General features: G+C 64.4%; 15 protein-coding genes. 6 read left to right on the top strand and 9 right to left on the bottom strand.

What is annotated here, in order from left to right:
- The 5 genes from tssH to ACFOJE_RS14680 all read left to right on the top strand — a co-directional run bounded on the left by tssH (nucleotide 1) and on the right by ACFOJE_RS14680 (nucleotide 7,502).
- The gene (tssH, locus tag ACFOJE_RS14660) at nucleotides 1–2,553 is read left to right on the top strand and encodes a type VI secretion system ATPase TssH (RefSeq protein WP_377815182.1); all 2,553 of its coding nucleotides are present in this window, start codon (nucleotides 1–3) and stop codon (nucleotides 2,551–2,553) included.
- Between the two features lie 390 nt (nucleotides 2,554–2,943).
- A complete protein-coding gene (locus ACFOJE_RS14665; protein WP_377815183.1) occupies nucleotides 2,944–3,744 on the top strand; it encodes a hypothetical protein in 801 nt (266 codons plus the stop codon).
- 241 nt (nucleotides 3,745–3,985) lie between these two features.
- Nucleotides 3,986–4,726, top strand: a complete 741-nt coding sequence (locus ACFOJE_RS14670; RefSeq protein WP_377815184.1) for a hypothetical protein — start codon at nucleotides 3,986–3,988, stop codon at nucleotides 4,724–4,726.
- A gap of 232 nt (nucleotides 4,727–4,958) precedes the next feature.
- Complete coding sequence (gene tssI, locus ACFOJE_RS14675) at nucleotides 4,959–6,947, top strand: type VI secretion system Vgr family protein (RefSeq protein WP_377815185.1); 1,989 nt, start codon at nucleotides 4,959–4,961, stop codon at nucleotides 6,945–6,947.
- 9 nt (nucleotides 6,948–6,956) lie between these two features.
- Nucleotides 6,957–7,502 carry a toxin-antitoxin system YwqK family antitoxin gene (locus ACFOJE_RS14680; RefSeq protein WP_377815186.1) on the top strand — a complete coding sequence of 182 codons (546 nt, stop codon included), beginning with the start codon at nucleotides 6,957–6,959 and terminating at the stop codon, nucleotides 7,500–7,502.
- A 15-nt stretch (nucleotides 7,503–7,517) separates the two neighbouring features.
- Here the strand turns inward: ACFOJE_RS14680 and ACFOJE_RS14685 are convergent, their stop codons facing one another.
- The 9 genes from ACFOJE_RS14685 to ACFOJE_RS14725 all read right to left on the bottom strand — a co-directional run bounded on the left by ACFOJE_RS14685 (nucleotide 7,518) and on the right by ACFOJE_RS14725 (nucleotide 16,859).
- Nucleotides 7,518–7,913, bottom strand: coding sequence for a DUF4280 domain-containing protein (locus tag ACFOJE_RS14685; RefSeq protein ID WP_377815187.1), 396 nt, complete (start codon nucleotides 7,911–7,913; stop codon nucleotides 7,518–7,520).
- Between the two features lie 134 nt (nucleotides 7,914–8,047).
- Complete coding sequence (locus ACFOJE_RS14690; RefSeq protein WP_377815188.1) at nucleotides 8,048–8,755, bottom strand: PqiC family protein; 708 nt, start codon at nucleotides 8,753–8,755, stop codon at nucleotides 8,048–8,050.
- 139 nt (nucleotides 8,756–8,894) lie between these two features.
- Nucleotides 8,895–11,153: a DNA topoisomerase IV subunit A gene (gene parC, locus ACFOJE_RS14695; protein ID WP_377815189.1), complete on the bottom strand. Its 2,259-nt coding sequence runs from the start codon at nucleotides 11,151–11,153 to the stop codon at nucleotides 8,895–8,897.
- 4 nt (nucleotides 11,154–11,157) lie between these two features.
- Nucleotides 11,158–12,234 carry an esterase-like activity of phytase family protein gene (locus ACFOJE_RS14700; RefSeq protein ID WP_377815190.1) on the bottom strand — a complete coding sequence of 359 codons (1,077 nt, stop codon included), beginning with the start codon at nucleotides 12,232–12,234 and terminating at the stop codon, nucleotides 11,158–11,160.
- A complete protein-coding gene (gene parE, locus ACFOJE_RS14705) occupies nucleotides 12,234–14,126 on the bottom strand; it encodes a DNA topoisomerase IV subunit B (RefSeq protein ID WP_377815191.1) in 1,893 nt (630 codons plus the stop codon). The genes ACFOJE_RS14700 and parE overlap by 1 nt, the downstream gene beginning before the upstream one ends.
- Nucleotides 14,127–14,137: 11 nt before the next feature.
- Nucleotides 14,138–14,758 (bottom strand): YqiA/YcfP family alpha/beta fold hydrolase, encoded by a 621-nt coding sequence (locus ACFOJE_RS14710; protein ID WP_377815230.1) that lies wholly within the window; start codon nucleotides 14,756–14,758, stop codon nucleotides 14,138–14,140.
- A gap of 121 nt (nucleotides 14,759–14,879) precedes the next feature.
- Nucleotides 14,880–15,692 carry a 3',5'-cyclic-AMP phosphodiesterase gene (gene cpdA / locus ACFOJE_RS14715; protein WP_377815192.1) on the bottom strand — a complete coding sequence of 271 codons (813 nt, stop codon included), beginning with the start codon at nucleotides 15,690–15,692 and terminating at the stop codon, nucleotides 14,880–14,882.
- Between the two features lie 106 nt (nucleotides 15,693–15,798).
- Nucleotides 15,799–16,251, bottom strand: a complete 453-nt coding sequence (locus tag ACFOJE_RS14720) for a DUF1249 domain-containing protein (RefSeq protein WP_377815193.1) — start codon at nucleotides 16,249–16,251, stop codon at nucleotides 15,799–15,801.
- Entirely contained in the window at nucleotides 16,242–16,859 is a 618-nt protein-coding gene (locus tag ACFOJE_RS14725; protein ID WP_377815195.1) for an NUDIX domain-containing protein, read from the bottom strand. Before ACFOJE_RS14725 ends, ACFOJE_RS14720 begins: the two co-directional genes overlap by 10 nt.
- A 162-nt stretch (nucleotides 16,860–17,021) precedes the next feature.
- Here ACFOJE_RS14725 and ACFOJE_RS14730 point away from each other — a divergent pair, with 162 nt between their 5' ends.
- Nucleotides 17,022–17,774 carry an RsiV family protein gene (locus ACFOJE_RS14730; protein ID WP_377815196.1) on the top strand — a complete coding sequence of 251 codons (753 nt, stop codon included), beginning with the start codon at nucleotides 17,022–17,024 and terminating at the stop codon, nucleotides 17,772–17,774.
- Nucleotides 17,775–17,806 lie beyond the last annotated feature (32 nt).

Raw genomic sequence — 17,806 nt, forward strand, 5'->3', positions numbered from 1 at the left:
ATGGAACTCGGCAGCCTGATCGGACGCCTCAACCCGGAATGTCGTCGAGCCCTGGAGCACGCCGCCCAGCGCTGCCTGCAGCGCACCCACCACTACGTGGAAATCGAGCACCTGCTGCTGGAGCTGCTGGATGTCGAGGGTGGCGACTTCGCCCATCTGCTGCCGCGCTTCGGCCTGGAGCGCGACGCCGTGGCCAGCGAGATCAACTGCGCGCTGGAGCTGTTCCGGGCCGGTAACACCCGTACCCCGGCGCTCTCCGCGCAGACCGTCGGCCTGCTCGAAGATGCCGTGGTGCAGGCCAGCCTGCTCGGCCAGGACAGCATCCGCTCCGGGCTCCTGCTGCTGGCCCTGCTCGACCGCGAGGAACGCCGCAGCCTGCTGCTGAACAGCGCCTCGTCGCTGCTGCGCATCCCGCGCGAGGCGCTGCGCCAGAATCTGGCCGAGTGGACTCAAAGCTCCCGCGAGCAGCCGGCCGCCGCGCGCGCAGCGACGAAAGGCAAAGCCGAGCGGCCGGGCCCGCGCGACGAGATCCTCGACCAGTACACCCAGGACCTCACCGCCGACGCCCGCGCCGGACGCATCGACCCCATCGTCGGCCGCGACGGCGAGATCCGCCAGTGCGTCGACATCCTCCTGCGCCGCCGGCAGAACAACCCGATCCTGGTCGGCGCGCCGGGCGTCGGCAAGACTGCGGTGGTCGAGGGCCTGGCCTTGCGCATCGCCTCCGGCGAAGTACCGCCGTCGCTGCAGGATGTGATCCTGCGGGTGCTCGACCTCGGCCTGCTGCAGGCCGGCGCCGGGGTCAAGGGCGAGTTCGAGCAGCGCCTCAAGGGGGTGATCGACGCCGTGCGCAACAGCGAGCAGCCGATCATCCTGTTCATCGACGAGGCCCACACCCTGATCGGCGCCGGCGGCAGCGAGGGCGGCAGCGACGCCGCCAACCTGCTCAAGCCGGCCCTGGCCCGCGGAGAGCTGCGCACCCTGGCGGCCACCACCTGGCTGGAATACAAGAAGTACTTCGAGAAGGACCCGGCCCTGGCCCGGCGCTTCCAGCTGGTGCAGGTCGAGGAGCCGGACGAGGCCACCGCCGTGGAGATGCTGCGCGGCGTCGCCGCCAAGCTGGAACAGCATCACGGCGTGCAGGTGCTGGACGCGGCCATCCAGGACGCGGTGAAGCTCTCGCACCGCTACATCTCCGGCCGCCAGTTGCCGGACAAGGCCATCAGCGTGCTGGACACCGCCTGCGCCCGCGTCGCCCTCGGCCAGCACGACGTGCCGCCGCCGCTGGAGAGCCTGCGCCACCGCGAGCTGGCGCTGGAGGAAGAGCTGCGACGCCTGCGCCGCGAGCAGGCTACCGGTCTCGACCACCGCGAGCGCATCACCGCCCTGGAGGACGAGTCGACCGGCAACGCCGCGACGATCCGCGAGCTGGAAAGCCGCTGGCAGGAAGAGCGCCAGGCCGTGCGTGCCCTGCTGGAGACCCGCCGGGAACTGCTCGCCCTGAGCGACGGTGCCGATGCCCGCCATCCCGACGAGGAGCTCGACGGGCGCATCGACCACCTGGCCGCCGAGCTGCTGCGCCTGGAAGCCGGCCTGGAAGCCATTCGCCAGGACGACCCGCTGGTCCCGGAACAGGTGGACTCCAAGGCCGTGGCCGCGGTGATCGCCGGCTGGACCGGCATTCCGGTCGGCAAGATGCTCGCCGACGAGGCCCACGCCATCCGCACCCTAGCCCAGCGCATGGGCCAGCGGGTGATGGGCCAGGACGCGGCGCTCGCCACCATCGCCCAGCGCATCCAGGCCTACCGCGCCGGCCTCACCGACCCGGCTAAACCGGTGGGCGTGTTTCTGCTGGTCGGCCCCACCGGCGTCGGCAAGACCGAGACCGCCTACGCCCTGGCCGACGCCCTCTACGGCGGCGAACGTAACCTCATCAGCATCAACCTCTCCGAGTATCAGGAGGCCCACACCGTCAGCCAGCTCAAGGGCGCCCCGCCCGGCTACGTCGGCTACGGCTCGGGCGGCGTGCTCACCGAAGCGGTGCGTCGCCGGCCCTACTCCGTGGTGCTGCTGGACGAGATCGAAAAGGCCCACTCCGATGTGCTGGAAGCCTTCTACAACGTCTTCGACAAGGGCGTGATGGAAGACGGCACCGGCCTGGTGGTGGACTTCAAGAACACCGTGATGCTCGCCACCAGCAACGTCGGTGCCGAACTGGTGCTGGACACCCCCACCGACCAGCTCGGCAGCGACGCCTTCAACGAACGCCTGCGCAAGGTGCTGCTACAGGCCTTCCGCCCCGCCTTCCTCGCCCGCATGACCATCGTGCCCTACCGCCCGTTGGACGAAACCACGCTGGAAGGCATCGTCCTGGCCAAGCTGGAAAAACTGCGGGAGCGCTACAAGGCCGCCACCGGCAAGCAGTTCGATTTCGATCCGGCAATCGTCAAGGCCGTTCTCGCCAGGTGCAGCTCGGCGGGGGCGAGAGATATCGAGAATGTGCTGATGGCACAGGTGACGGGGAAGTTGGCGGAGTGGGTGTTGGAAACCTAAACCTACATTTGACCATCGCCTTAGAAACCTATGCACAAATAACTTAAACCAATTTTGCTCACTAGTTGAACGAAGGAGAAATAGAAACCTGCATGAAGCTTTATTACCCACACTGCGACTTAAAGCAAGCAATCATCCAAAAAATGGAGGCAGATTAACTGACATCATCACCAAGCAAAAATAAATACCCATTTTGATTAACAGCAATTCCTTAACACTCTCAAGCTTGCCTCCTAGCGAAAGCTAAACAACTTCAAAGCCATGACTATATATTTGAAATCACCACTAGCACGAATCATGATGAAATCAATGGGATTACTACCCCGGCACGCGTAGAGCTTGAGAATTAGAACTAACTAAGCGATCCATATCAAGAAGGAAGCTGCCTCCATGGGCCTGAGAAACAAGCTGCAAGCACTTGAAGATTCGATTGGCAGAATGTTATTAATCTGCGATATTCTGGAGGGAAAAGCCCCCCTATCGGTCAACGAAAAATTCGTTCTCGATTACATGAACAGCCAGGCAAATAATCTCGTTGCAACATCGCTAGGGCAAATCGAACAGGTCGAGCAATATTATAGATATGCCATCGGCAAGAACCAGAATCCTATCCAACCCAAGGGTGTGGCAGATATTGTTCTCACCGATAAAGCGATCCAGCAGAAAGTCACTGTGGCCGATAATCCAGCGGAAGTAAAAAAGGCTTTATATAAGGCAATGAAGCAGCTCGCCGGAGATTTCGGCGAACGTGTCGGAGACCGTCGAAGGGCGATTCAGCTCTATATATATTCGGAAGAAAATCCATGGCCATTCGACCACCTGCACGTCCCGACACTGTCAAACATTAAGGCCGCAGTCGAGTCTGCTGTATCGGATGCCACAGCGGCTGCCATCAACAAGGCTACTAGCAATTCTACCTTGCTTCCCTATTTACAAGGAAATCGCCCTGCTAGCTTCCTAGCTGTCGTCACGCAAAGCCAGACAAGCAGTCGCCTTTACAGCAGCATGGGGAACGGATTTGCCGAAACTAATACCATCGAAGTGAAGGTGCGCTGGCTGAACGGCAAATTGGTAACCGACAACCACCTCGTAAAAGCACTGTACGGTTTAAAGTTACGGACGCATCTCAACACCCCAACTAGCGTACAGTCTAATTCTACCAAGGCCTACTGGGAAAACGATGAGTATTGAAATCTTAGAATTGGAAACAGTCATTATCGAAGCCCGAAGAAGGGCATACACCAAAACGCCACCACCACTTCAATTCCAGCAACGCCCCATGATGCAAAAAAACTAATTTATTTACCAACACCCTCACCTACCAAACAATATATCCACCTCTTTTTTCGCTGCTCTTTTCGCCCTTACTTTAACAAAAACACCCAACAGACGCTAAGTTTACCATGAAATCTAATAGTACGGATTCCACCAGATGAGCATAATTTACAACCAAGGGTTAGATAACTTCATCTCAAACGGCAGCCGCCCAAGCGGACACCTTAACATTTCCACACTTGCCAACATTGTACTGGATATCATCAACAAGCAGCCTTTGAATGAAGCCGAGCAGAACTTGCTTACTATTCTTGATCCATCGGGAAAAGGAAATTATTACCAGATTGCCAAAAAAATGAAGGCAAAAAATTTTTTATCAACATATGGTTATGCCATATGCCATAAAATCCCCTACGCAGGTATTGAGCGATGCATGTTAGCTCTGGCCAATGCAAACCCTCCCAAGACTGACGCCGCTTGGACCAATTTATTCAATCTAGTATGCGGCCTCAATGGCGTTGGTTATTCAGGTTATGCGACCTCCACGATCAGCAGCATTCAGAGTGACCTGTCGCAGAAATCTAGCAAACCGAACGCCGCTGCGGAATTTAATAGTATTCTCAACGAATTCGACAAGGCGGATGACAACCTATATCTAGGCTTTTCTCAGACCAACTCAAGCATTAGCGACAGAATCGATAAACACTATGACGTCGTTACACCAGGAAATAACCCTGTCGCCGCAACACCTCGAGGGGGGAATCTGGAAGACCTTCTAAACAAACTCGAAACAAGCCTTAAACTACCAACAACAAAGCCGGTTCAAGTAACGACCAAGGGTATTAAATGGGAGGAAAGCAGTTGCGTGGACGGAATCGGCTGGCTGGTAGTTGTCTGACTCTCACCTCAAGAACGACTAAACGCGAGACAGCTAGAAAAACCGCTGACGAAAAGCTAGAAACGCTCTCTTTCCATAGTTCGATCGGCAATTAATGGACTTACTGCACATAGAAATCTAAAGAGTCAATATAACGGAGCATTACCCTCAAGCACATCCTCAGAAAATCCATATTAAGCATCTGCCGATGTATTCTGACCATACCCCCAAACTAGGCTGAACGAGGTTCCTGATGCCCCGCCCCACCGACACCAACAGCAGCCTATCCCTCAGCGCCCCCGCACTGGCTGATCTTTACCCTCAGGTGCTTTCCGGTGACGAGGCATTGAACGAGCTGGGCAGCCTCACCCTCAACGGCAACAGCGCCACCGCCCTCACCCTCCCCGATGCCATTGCCACCCACGTCACCCTCACCCTCACCCTCTACAACGACGCCAACCGGCGCCCCCTCGACGCCCTGGTCGCCGAGATCCGCCAGCTCCCCGCCGATGCCACCGCCGACCGCTACCAGGTGGTCCTTCGTCCCTGGCTCTGGTGGCTGACACTGGCCAGCAACAACCGGGTATTCCAGAACCTTTCCACCAGCGACATCGTCACCACGATTTTCAAGGCCCACGGCTTCACCGACTTCAAGCTGTCGCTCTCCGGCAGCTACCAGCCGCGCGAGTACTGCGTGCAGTACGGCGAGACCGATTTCGCCTTCGTCTCGCGGTTGCTGGAGGAGGAAGGGATCTTCTGGTTCTTCACCCACGAGGACGGCAAGCACACCCTGGTGCTGGGCGACAGCAGCGATGCCTTCGTGCAGATCCCCAACGGGCCGAAGGTGCCCTACCTGGGCCAGGGCGTCGGCGTGCGTGAGCTGCATGGCATCCGCTCGGCGCAGTACAGCGTGCAGGCGGTGAGCGGGGTGTACAGCGCCACGGACTACGCCTTCACCACCCCCACCACCTCGCTCTACAGCAAGGCCGAGGCGCTGGCCGGGCCGCTGTCGATGTACGAGCACCCGGGCGGCTACATCGCCAAGGCGCGGGGCGATGCGTTGACCAAACAGCGCGTAGACGGGCTGCGCAGCCAGGAGAAGCGCCTGATCGGCGAGAGCGACTGCCGCTGGCTGGTGCCCGGCCACTGGTTCACCCTCACCGGGCATGACGACGCCAGCCTCAACATCGACTGGGTGGTGACCTCCGTCACCCATGACGCCAGCCACGAGCACTACCGTAACCGCTTCGAGGCCATCCCCAAGGCCACCGCCTACCGCCCGCCACGGGTCACGCCCAAGCCGCGCATGCACACCCAGACCGCGCAGGTGGTGGGCAAGGCCGGCGAGGAGATCTGGACCGACCAGTACGGCCGCATCAAGATCCAGTTCCCCTGGGACCGTGACGGCAAGAACGACGAGACCTCGTCCTGCTGGGTGCGCGTGGTGCTGCCCTGGAGCGGCAAGGGCTTCGGCATGCAGTTCATCCCGCGTATCGGCCAGGAGGTGATCGTCACCTTCATCGACGGCGACCCGGACCGCCCGCTGGTCACCGGCTGCGTCTACAACGGCGACAACACCCTGCCCTATGCGCTACCGGACAACCAGACCCAGTCCGGCATCAAGACCAATTCCTCCAAGGGCGGCGGCGGGTTCAACGAGCTGCGTTTCGAGGACAAGAAGGACGCCGAGGAGGTCTTCCTCCAGGCGCAGAAGGACCTGAAGGTGAACGTGCTCAACGACAGCACTGCCGCCATCGGCCACGACGAGACCCTCACGGTGCAGAACGCCCGCACCCGCACGGTGAAGGAAGGCGACGAGACCATCACCCTGGAGAAGGGCAAGCGCACGGTGACCATCCAGACCGGCAGCGATACCCTCGACGTGAAGGACAGCCGCACCGTCACCGTCGGTGCCGACCAGACCCACAGCACCGGCGGCAACTACAACCACAAGGTCAGCGGCAACTACGAGCTCACGGTGGACGGCAACCTGACCATCAAGGTGAGCGGCACCCTGACCCTGCAGAGCGGTGGCGACTTCACCGCCAAGAGCGACCTGTCTCTGAGCCATCTGGCCGGCACCTCGATCACCCAGAAGGCCGGCACTTCGCTGGAGAACAAGGCCGGCACCACCCTGACCAACGACGCCGGCGTCAGCCTGACCAGCAAGGCCGGCGCCGAGCAGACGGTGGATGGGGGCGGCATGCTGACCATCAAGGGTGGCCTGATCAAGGTCAACTGAGGAATATCCATGACCCCATCCGGCAAATTCGACCTCGCCCGCGGCGATAGCCACCTCTCCGGCACCCTACTCGACGGCCGCCTCGAAGGCCCCTTGCGGATAGAGGACTCAGACCGGCCGCAAGCCAGCCTGACCTACCGCCGGGGCGAGCTGGAGGGTCCGCTGGTGCTCTACCATCCCAATGGCAAACCCGCCGCGCAGATGGTCTATGCCCAGGGCAGACTGCACGGCATCGCCACCTTCCATGCGCCGGAAGGCTGGCTACAGCGTAAGGCCGGCTATCGCCAGGGACAACTGCATGGTGAAGCGATCAACTACTTCGCCGATGGCAGTCCGGTGGAGGTCGAGCATTATCGGGACGGCGTGCGGGAGGGGCCGTACCGGCGCTTCCATGCCAACGGCCGGCTGGCACTGAGCGCCCAGTATCGCCAGGGTCGATTGCTGGAGCCGGCGCGGATGTACGCGGCGGACGGCCGCCCGCTGGACGAGCAGGGTAAACCGCTTTCCCGGCTGAGCTGGTGGTGGCGGCGCTGGACGGAGCCCGACGAAGCCTGAAGGCCTGCGGCAGGCTCAGGGAATCAGCATCTGCACCTGGCCCGGCGCGACGATCTTGATCACCCCACCCCAGTTGCACATCAGCGTGCCGTTGGCATCCAGTGCCGGCATATTGCCTAAGAGCACGGAGGGAGCACCGCCGGGAATCCAGGGCGTGGCCGTGGCGGGAATGCAGGGCATCGGCGTCAGTACGCCGGAGGCCGCCGCCGTCGCCGCCGCCACGGTCGGATTGGCCAGACTCTGGCACAGGCCGAAGGGCAGGACATTGACCAACGGGATATGGTCGGAAAGATTCGCCGCGGGAAGGTTGTTGGTCAGCGTGCGGTTGACCGGCAGAACGTTCAGCATCGACGGCGCTAGGCCGAAGCTGCACGTGAGGGTCGCGGTGCTGCAGACCTGGGGGCAGGACATCGGGCCTCCTCATACGACAGGCGCTCCGGGAGCGCTCTCTGATTGTCTTTCCCGGAACCGGCAGACCTCCGCTTGCCGGGGAAGCGTGCCGTGGGCAGCGGCCCGAACCCCCGGCGGATCGCGCCGGCCCTCAGCTAGAAGCGGTAGACCTCGACATTCCGGGTCGGCGTCGCCATCGGAATCGCCGGTTCGGCCGGTTGTGGTATTACCACCTTCGGCCGGGACCGTTGTGCGGTCTTGCGCGACGCCTGCGACGCAGGGCGCTGGGCCAGGGGGCGGATGGCCTGCGCCATCTGATCGGCCAGGCGCTGCAGCACCGCGCTCTGTGCCCGGACCTGATCGGCGATGGTCCCGCTATGGATTTCCTGCAACTGGACCAGGCGACTGTCGCTCAGTTGCCCCTGCCGATCCAGCAGGCGCCACTGCGCCTCCAGCACCACCGGCTGTTCCGGGCCGGAATCGAGCCGGGAGACGCTGACCTCCACCGTCACGTCCGGCTTGAAGCCCTGCGCCGGCTCCAGCGCCAGGCGCTGGCTGCCCAGGCGCCAGGCCAACTGGCGCAACAGCAGTTGGTCGATGTTGCCTTGCAGATCGCCCGCCCACTCGGCGTGGCGAACGGTACTGAGGCTACCATCCGCATTGCGCTGGACCAGCGCGGTATCGCGCTTCAGGTAATCCGCCAATTCCACCGGGTCGAGCAGGACGGCGACGCCGTTGCGTTCGGGGATCTCGGGGTTGCCGCTATCGAGCGTGTAGAGCTTGGGCGACTGGAAAGCCGAACACCCGCCCAGAAGAGAAAAGGCAACCAATAGAACAAGAGAAGGAAAATGCAGCCGTCTCATCAATCCTCACCCAAAGAGTCGCCTGACGGCAGCCAGACGGCGCTCGTCCGGCATCCACCCGGCGGCTGTGCGCCGAGCGACTCATGCTTGTCAATGTATCGATCCGTGATGTGCAGCATGTTGCCCATGCATTCTGCCATTATGCAGGCTCTTCGACCAATATCGCATCGACCCTCTGGAAACCGCGCGGCAACTTGTTGCCGCGCCGCCCCCGCTCGCCCTTGTAGTGCTCCAGATCGCTCGGCCTGAGCGACAGGGTCCGCTTGCCGGCCTGCAGGACCAGCGTCGCGGCCGCGGAGCAGACGACGAGATCGCAGAGATACTCCTCGCGGCTGACGACCCGGTCCCCCGGAATGCCGATGATCTTGTTGCCCTTGCCTTTGGCCAGCTGCGGCAGGTCGGCGACCTTGAACAGCAGCAGGCGGCCCTCGGTGGTCACCGCGGCCAGCCAGTCCTCGTCGAGGTCGTTCAGCGGCCGCGGCGGCAGCACCTTGGCACCGGCCGGCAGGCTGAGCAGCGCCTTGCCGGCCTTGTTCTTCGCCTGCAGATCCTCACCCTTGACCACGAAGCCGTAGCCGGCGTCGGATGCCGCCACGTAGAGCGCCTCGTCCTCGGGCAGCAGCACGCATTCGAAGCTCGCCCCCGGGGGCGGGGTCAGGCGCCCGGTCAGCGGCTCGCCCTGCCCGCGCGCCGACGGCAGCGAGTGGGCAGGCAGGGAATAGCTGCGGCCGGAGGAATCGATGAAGACCGCATACTGGTTGGATTTGCCCTGGGCCGCAGCCTTGAAATTGTCACCAGCCTTGTAGGAGAGCGCCGCCGCATCGATGTCGTGGCCCTTGGCGCAGCGCACCCAGCCCTTCTCGGAAAGCACCACGGTCACCGGCTCGGTGGGCATCAGCTCGGTTTCCGACAGCGCCCGGGCCTCGGTGCGCTCGACGATCGGCGAGCGCCGCGGATCGCCATAAGTTTCCGCGTCGGCCAGCAGCTCCTTGCGCACCAGCTTCTTCAGCTTGGCCTCGCTGCCGAGCAGCGCCAGCAGTTGTTCGCGCTCCTTGGCCAGTTCGTTCTGCTCGCCGCGGATCTTCATCTCCTCCAGACGCGCCAGCTGGCGCAAGCGGGTGTCGAGGATGTAGTCGGCCTGCACTTCGGTCAGTCCGAAGCGCTCCATCAGCACCGGCTTGGGCTGGTCCTCGGTGCGGATAATGCGGATCACCTCGTCGAGGTTGAGGAAGGCGATCAGCAGGCCTTCCAACAGATGCAGGCGCTTCTCCACCTTGTCCAGGCGGAACTGCAAGCGCCGGCGCACGGTACCGATGCGGAACACCAGCCACTCGCTGAGCAGGGCGTGCAGGTTCTTCACCTGCGGCTTGCCGTCCAGGCCGATGATGTTGAGGTTGACCCGGTAGCTGGACTCCAGATCGGTGGTGGCGAACAGGTGCTGCATCAGCCCTTCCACGTCGACCCGGTTGGAGCGCGGGATGATGACGATGCGGCAGGGGTTCTCGTGGTCGGATTCGTCGCGCAGGTCGGCGACCATTGGCAGCTTCTTGGCCTGCATCTGCGCGGCGATCTGCTCCAGCACCTTGGCTCCGGAGACCTGGTGCGGCAGCGCGGTGATCACCACGTCGCCATCCTCGATGCGGTACACCGCGCGCATGCGCACCGAGCCGCGGCCGCTCTCGTAGATCTTCAGCAGATCGGCCCGGGGCGTGACGATCTCCGCCTCGGTCGGGAAGTCCGGCCCCGGGATGTGCTCGCAGAGCTGTTCGATGCTGGCATGCGGCTCGTCCAGCAGGTGCACGCAGGCGCTGGCGACCTCGCGCAGGTTGTGCGGCGGCACGTCGGTGGCCATGCCCACGGCGATGCCGGTGGTGCCGTTGAGCAGCAGGTTGGGCAGCCGCGCCGGCAGCACCGCCGGCTCGTTCAGGGTGCCGTCGAAGTTGGGCACCCAGTCGGCGGTGCCCTGCCCCAGTTCGGACAGCAGCACCTCCGAATAGCGCGACAGACGCGCCTCGGTGTAACGCATGGCGGCGAAGGACTTGGGATCGTCTGGCGCGCCCCAGTTGCCCTGTCCGTCGATCAGCGTATAGCGGTAGCTGAACGGCTGGGCCATCAGCACCATGGCCTCGTAGCAGGCTGAGTCGCCGTGGGGGTGGAACTTGCCGAGCACGTCGCCGACGGTGCGCGCCGACTTCTTGTGCTTGGCGTCGGCATCCAGGCCCAGTTCGCTCATGGCGTAGACGATGCGCCGCTGCACGGGCTTCAGGCCGTCGCCGATGTGCGGCAGGGCGCGGTCCATGATCACGTACATGGAGTAGTTGAGGTAGGCCTGCTCGGTGAAATCGGCCAGGGAGCGACGCTCCACGCCATCCAGGCTGAGATCTGAGGAGTGGTTCATGAAGTCAGTCCACAAGAGGTGTCTGGCGCGCTGGCGAAGGTGCCGTCACGCCGAATGAATGCGAAGCCGGAGGCTGGAGCGCCGGCGGCTCGGCCGCGCCCGTCCAGCCGCCGGCGGGGACGGCGAAATGCCAGACGATCGGTCTGGCCTCGCCGTCGCCACGGGGATTATGGCTACCGTTGTCAACGCCGACCCAGGCGCCGTCGGCGTCGATCCACAGGGCTTCGGCCGAGCCCCAGGGCTGGTTGCGGTAGCGTCGGGCATCGGTGAGCGCTTCCTCGGCGAACGACCAGCAGCGCTCGACCTGCCCGGTGTTCGGATCGCGCCGGCAGATGCGGTGGGACAGGCGCTCCAGGGTGAACAGCCGACCGTCGTAGAAGGCCAGGCCGCTGAAACTCTTCGACCATGCTCGCTTGGCCCGCAACGCCGCCGGGGCCTCCTCCGGGCCGTCCTCGCTGAGCAGCACGCAACTGCCGCTGCAGCGCCAGCGCTCCCGGATCCAGTGGCTGACCAGCAGTCCTCGGCGTTCGCGCTCGGCGGCCAGCCACAGGCGCTGGCCGGCCGGGTCGATGGCGATCCCCTCGAGCATCCCGTTGATCTGCAGCAGCATGCCGCTGGCGCGGGCCTGGCGCAGCAGGGGCGCCGGCAGCTCCAGCCACTGCGGCTCGCCCTGGAGCGGCAGCTGCAGCACGGCGGCATGCGCCTCGCTGACCAGATAACGGTTGCCCTGGGCGTCGCAGGTCAGCCCCTCGAAATCCATTTCGCCACCGCGCACCTTGCCCAGCAGCCAGGCGCGGGTGCGCAGCCCCCAGGGCAGGCCGCTGGCCGGCACCGGCGGGATGCTGAAGGTCTGCGCCTCCGCCCGCCAGACCGGTGCCGCATCGTGCAGGCGATAGAGACGCTCGTCGTCGCGGTCGGAAACCGCCCAGAACTCGCCGCCGCAGCGCGCCAGGCCGGAAAGGTTGCCGCTCACCATGTCGTCGACCGGGTGTTCGGCGACCAGGCGCAACGACTCCGGCGCCGGTTCGGCCTGCAACGCCGCGCTGACCAGGCACAGGGCCAGCAGCAGCCAGCGCCGCATCAGCTCAGGACCTCGGCGAGGTTGCCCTTGGATTCCAGCCAGCTCTTGCGGTCGCCGGCGCGCTTCTTCGCCAGCAGCATGTCCATGATCTCGGCGGTGGCGTCGAAGTCGTCCAAGGTCAGCTGCACCAGACGCCGGGTGTTCGGGTCCATGGTGGTTTCCCGCAGCTGCAGCGGGTTCATCTCGCCGAGGCCCTTGAAGCGGGTGACCTGGGGCTTGCCGCGCTTCTTCTCGGCGGCCAGGCGTTCGAGGATGCCGTCACGCTCGGCCTCGTCCAGCGCATAGTAGATGTCCTTGCCCAAGTCGATGCGGTACAGCGGCGGCATCGCCACGTAGACGTGGCCGGCATCCACCAGCGGGCGGAAGTGGCGGACGAACAGGGCGCACAGCAAGGTGGCGATGTGCAGACCGTCGGAGTCGGCGTCGGCGAGGATGCAGATCTTGCCGTAGCGCAGCTGGGACAGATCGGCGGAGCCCGGGTCGATGCCGATGGCCACGGCGATGTCGTGCACCTCCTGGCTGGCCAGCACCTCGCCGCCGTCCACTTCCCAGGTGTTCAGGATCTTCCCGCGCAGCGGCATGATCGCCTGGAACTCCTTGTCCCGCGCCTGCTTGGCGCTGCCGCCGGCCGAGTCCCCTTCCACCAGGAACAGCTCGGCGCGCAGCGGGTCCTGCCCGGCGCAGTCGGCCAGCTTGCCGGGCAGCGCCGGGCCTTGGGTGATCTTCTTGCGCTCGACCTTCTTGCCCGCCTTGAGTCGGCGGCCGGCGTTGCTGATCGCCAGTTCGGCCAGCGCAAGGCCCAGCTCCGGGTGCTCGTTGAGCCAGAGGCTGAAGGCATCCTTGACCACTCCGGCGACGAAGGCGGCGGCTTCGCGGGACGATAGGCGCTCCTTGGTCTGCCCGGAGAACTGCGGCTCAGCGAGCTTCATGGAGAGGACGAAGGCGATGCGCTCCCAGATATCCTCGGGCGCCAGCTTGACCCCGCGCGGCAAGAGGTTTCTGAACTCGCAGAACTCACGCATGGCGTCCAGCAGGCCCTGGCGCAGGCCGTTGACGTGGGTGCCGCCCTGGGCGGTGGGGATCAGGTTGACGTAGCTCTCCTGCACGCTCTCACCGCCCTCCGGCAGCCAGAGCACGGCCCAGTCCACCGCTTCCTTGCTGGCGGCGAAGCTGCCGATGAAGGGCTCCTCGGGCAGGCGCACGAAGTCGCCGAGGGCATCGCTCAGGTACGAGCGCAGGCCATCTTCGTAGTGCCATTCGGTCTTCTCGCCGCTGGCCTTGTCCTCGAAGCTGACGTACAGGCCCGGGCAGAGTACCGCCTTGGCCTTGAGCACGTGCTTGAGGCGGCTCACCGAGAACTTCGGCGAGTCGAAGTATTTCGGGTCCGGCCAGAAGTGCACGCTGGTGCCGGTATTGCGCTTGCCGACGCTACCGACGATCTCTAGGTCGCTGGCCTTGAAGCCGTCGGCGAAGCTCATGCGGTACTCGTTGCCGTCGCGCTTGACCGTGACGACCACCCGGGTCGACAGGGCGTTGACCACCGAGATGCCGACGCCGTGCAGGCCGCCGGAGAACTGGTAGTTCTTGTTGGAGAACTTGCCGCCGGCATGCAGCTTGGTGAGGATCAGCTCGACCCCCGGCACGCCCTCTTCCGGGTGGATGTCCACCGGCATACCGCGGCCGTCGTCGATGACCTCGAGGGAGTTGTCGGCATGCAGGATCACCTGCACGGATTTCGCGTGGCCGGCCAGAGCCTCGTCGACGCTGTTGTCGATCACCTCCTGGGCCAGGTGGTTGGGCCGCGTGGTGTCGGTGTACATGCCCGGGCGCTTGCGCACCGGATCGAGACCGGAGAGGACTTCGATGGCGTCCGCGTTGTAAGTCTGGGCCATGGTTGCCTTGTTCAGAGATCGGAAAAGTTGAAATCGCGCCACCGCCCGGGAGCGAAGCCGGCAAACACCAGCAGCTCGGGGATGCGCTCGGCAAAGCCCTGGAAAGCATGATCGCCGCCCGCCTGGATCTGCAGCGTGCAGTCTCGGTAGTAAGCCTCGGCGAGCCGATAGTCGAGGGTCTCGTCGCCGGTCTGCAGCCATACCCGGTAGCGCTCCGGACTCCGGGGCGGCGGCACCTCCAGCTCGGCCAGCGCGGTCACGTGATCCTCGGTGAGCTGCCAGACCTCGCCGGTGTACAGATTGGTCTGCGGACCGAGATAGTCGCCCAGCAGCAGCCGGTGCGGAGCGACCGCCGGATTGACCAGCAGGGCCTTGAGCCCGTGGCGCTCGGCCAGGAAGGTCGCATAGTAGCCGCCCAGTGAGCTGCCGACCAGCAAGGGGCTCCTCAGCTCGGCGATCGCCGCCTCGAGCTGGGCGATGGCCTGCCGCGGGTGATGGTGCAGCTCCGGCACCAGCAATCGCTCCTCCAGCCCGAGTCCGCGCATGGCGCCGAGCAGTTGCCGCGCCTTGCCGGAAGCCGGCGAGCTGTTGAACCCGTGGATATAGAGAATGGTCGGCGCGGCGCTGGGCATGGGGAGTAGGCGGCAGTGGCGAAAGGGGAAGGCTACAAGCGCGAAGCGACTCACTCAAGCCATCCCGCGACTTTGCCTGGCGCCGCACCGCGACACCAGGCCTGCTGCCTGCGGCTGGAACTCAATAGCCCTTGCCGTAATCGATCACGAAGCGATATCCCGTCACCCGGGAAACGCCGGTCTCCAGGCGCCCGTCCGCGTGCAGGCGCAGCCAGCGGTAGCCGGGCGCCTCCTGGCTGACGCTGAAATCGTCGCAGCCAGGGGTGAACTGCACGCAGGTCGAAGGCGATGCCAGCAGACGCACGCCCTGGCGCATCCGATCGTATTCCTGATGCACGTGCCCCCAGAGCAGGCCGCGCACCTGCGGGTAGCGATCCAGAAGGGCGAACAGGGCCTCGGCGTTGCGCAGGCCGATGGGCTCCATCCAGGCGCTGCCGATGGACACCGGGTGGTGGTGCAGGCAGATCAGATGGTGCCGCTCGGGAGCCTCCTGCAGGGAGCGCTCGAGCAGGGCCAGCTGCTCGTCGGACAGACGCCCCGGCACCGCCCCGGGAATCGAGGAGTCCAGCATCACGATACGCCAGCCGCCCAGCTCGGTGACGGGCTCCAGTAGTTCGGTGCCCTCGGCGGCCTGCTCCAGGGGCAGCAGCTCGTCGTGATTGCCGGGGACCCAGCGCACGGGGGCGGGCAGCTCCGTGCACAGACGGCGGAAGTGCGCGTAGGACTCGGCCGTGCCGTCCTGGGAGATATCGCCACTGGCCAGCACCATGTCGATCCGCGGCTGCTCGCGCAAGACCAGCTTGATCACCTGTCGCAAGCTGTCCTGCGTCTGCATGCCGAGCAGCCGTTTTCCGGCATCGGCGAACAGATGACTGTCGGTCAGCTGCACCAGCAGCAACGAGGTATCAACAGGGGGGGCGGACGGGCTCGACAAGACCTTCTCCTAGGACAGAAGCAGGCAGATTATCGTAGCAATGCAATATCAGGGTAAGCCCGGGAATCAGGCACGGTTCACAGAAAATTAACGAGCGCCTTCGGCTTCAGACAACCGGCTCCAGCTCGTGTCCGCAAGCCAGACAGTAGCTCAGCCACTCGCCGAGGAACAGATTGAGCTGGGTCTTCTCGTCCGGCTGGTGCATGGCGGCGTTGGGATAGGCATAGCGGCTGCGGAAGCGCCGCGCCCTCTCCGCGCAGACCACTTCGGCCATGCGCGCATCGTGGTAGACCCGCACCTCCAGCCGTGGCGCCGGCAGCCAAGGCAGACCGTGCTCCTGACGCACCTGCAGGGTGGTGGTATAGGGACAGGCCTCGAGCACCTCCAGGGCCAGCACGCCGAGCAGCCGCTCGCCCTGGCTGACCCCCACCCGCCGGGCGGTGGGCATGTCGCGCATGTCCGGCAAGAGCCGCATCAGCCGCGCATAGTTGGCCTCGCAGGTCGACTGCAGGTCGATCAGGTCGACCCGGTAGCGCTCGCGCAACAGACTCACAGCCACAGTCCACATACCTCGGTACGGTTGAGCGCCAGCCACTGCAGGGCAATGATGCTGGCCGCGTTGTTGATCCGTCCGTCCTTGACCGCCTGCAGCGCCTCCTCGAAAGGCAGCACATGCACCCTGATGTCCTCGCCCTCCTCGGCCAGGCCGTGAATCCCGCCGGCCCCCTCGCTGTTGCAGCGGCCCACGTACAGATGGACCAGTTCGTCGCTGCCGCCCGGGGACGGGAAGTAGCGGCTGATCGGCCACAGCTCGCCGAGCACCAGCCCCGCTTCCTCGACCGCCTCGCGGCGCGCCACCTGGTCGGGCTCCTCGTCCTTGTCGATCAGACCGGCGACCAGCTCAAGCAGCCAGGGATTGCTGCACTTGCCCATGCTGCCGACGCGGAACTGCTCGATCAGCACGACCTCGTCGCGCTGCGGGTCGTAGGGCAGCACGCAGACCGCATCGTGGCGCACGAACAGCTCGCGGCTGAGCAGCGGCCCCATTTCGCCGGAAAACTGCCGATGCCGCAGATGCAGGCGCTCCAGACGGTAGAAGCCGCTGAAGCAGCTCTCGCGACGCAGGATTTCCACCGCATCCGGGTCGGGCTTGAAGAATTCGCTCATTCCACCGCTCGCTCTTTGAGGTTTAATTCGCTGTCATCCTAGCGCGCCGTTCTGGCTAAAGCAGCCTCTTTGCAGAAACCCGACGAGTTGTCACTCTTGCAGCCGCGCGCCCGGCAAGCCCGGTTCGATCCGGACGATCCACTAACGACTGTAAAGGCCCCGATGAATTCCCACGCCCTTCCGAAACTGCTCATCAGCGCCAGCCTCGGCCTGCTCCTGAGCGCCTGCCAGAGCCTCGCCCCTTCCGACGAGCCGGCTAGGTACGAGCGCCATGCCTGGGAACACACGCCAGCCGGCTGTCACGGCGAGGAATGCCCGCTGGTGAATATAGACACCCTGCATTTTCCTGCCGAGCCGGCCCTGGACCGACTGATCGAGCGCCGTCTCCTGGAACTGGCCGCCGACGGCCCCGGCGCGCCGCTGCCGGCCTCGCTGGCCAGTCACGAACGCGACTTCCTGGCCAGCGCCCGCCCCGGCTGGAGCAGCTACCTGCAGGCCCAGGTGCGCGAGCAGGCCGACGGACGCATCCTCATCGAACTGTCCAGCTATCGTTATACCGGCGGCGCCCATGGCCAGCCCGGACGCGGCTTCATCGATTTCGACCGGCGCCAGCACAAGGCCCTCGAACTGTCCGACCTGCTGCTGCCGGGCCAGGAGGAGGCTTTCTGGGCCAAGGCCGAGGAGGCGCACCGGCGCTGGCTGGTCGCCCAGGGCTTCGCCGCCGACGAACAGTTCACCCGTATCTGGCCCTTCCGCAAGACCCCGCACATCGCCCTCAGCCGCAGCGGCCTGCTGCTCAAGTACGACGTCTACAGCATCGCCCCCTATTCCAGCGGCCATCCGGAGCTGCTGATCCCCTACCCACAGCTCAACGGCATCCTCAAGGCGGAATACTTTCCCAGGGGCAAAAAATGACGAAGCGGCTTCCGGGCCGAAGCCCGGAAGCC

Origin of the sequence: Azotobacter bryophylli (genome assembly GCF_042643485.1) — a bacterium.
In the GTDB taxonomy this organism is placed as follows: Bacteria; Pseudomonadota; Gammaproteobacteria; order Pseudomonadales; family Pseudomonadaceae; genus Azotobacter; species Azotobacter bryophylli.

Coding starts and splice junctions, on each gene's coding strand:
- tssH (WP_377815182.1), top strand. CDS start 1: ATGGAACTCGGCAGCCTGATCGGACGCCTCAACCCGGAATGTCGTCGA.
- ACFOJE_RS14665 (WP_377815183.1), top strand. CDS start 2,944: ATGGGCCTGAGAAACAAGCTGCAAGCACTTGAAGATTCGATTGGCAGA.
- ACFOJE_RS14670 (WP_377815184.1), top strand. CDS start 3,986: ATGAGCATAATTTACAACCAAGGGTTAGATAACTTCATCTCAAACGGC.
- tssI (WP_377815185.1), top strand. CDS start 4,959: ATGCCCCGCCCCACCGACACCAACAGCAGCCTATCCCTCAGCGCCCCC.
- ACFOJE_RS14680 (WP_377815186.1), top strand. CDS start 6,957: ATGACCCCATCCGGCAAATTCGACCTCGCCCGCGGCGATAGCCACCTC.
- ACFOJE_RS14685 (WP_377815187.1), bottom strand. CDS start 7,913: ATGTCCTGCCCCCAGGTCTGCAGCACCGCGACCCTCACGTGCAGCTTC.
- ACFOJE_RS14690 (WP_377815188.1), bottom strand. CDS start 8,755: ATGAGACGGCTGCATTTTCCTTCTCTTGTTCTATTGGTTGCCTTTTCT.
- parC (WP_377815189.1), bottom strand. CDS start 11,153: ATGAACCACTCCTCAGATCTCAGCCTGGATGGCGTGGAGCGTCGCTCC.
- ACFOJE_RS14700 (WP_377815190.1), bottom strand. CDS start 12,234: ATGCGGCGCTGGCTGCTGCTGGCCCTGTGCCTGGTCAGCGCGGCGTTG.
- parE (WP_377815191.1), bottom strand. CDS start 14,126: ATGGCCCAGACTTACAACGCGGACGCCATCGAAGTCCTCTCCGGTCTC.
- ACFOJE_RS14710 (WP_377815230.1), bottom strand. CDS start 14,758: ATGCCCAGCGCCGCGCCGACCATTCTCTATATCCACGGGTTCAACAGC.
- ACFOJE_RS14725 (WP_377815195.1), bottom strand. CDS start 16,859: ATGAGCGAATTCTTCAAGCCCGACCCGGATGCGGTGGAAATCCTGCGT.
- ACFOJE_RS14730 (WP_377815196.1), top strand. CDS start 17,022: ATGAATTCCCACGCCCTTCCGAAACTGCTCATCAGCGCCAGCCTCGGC.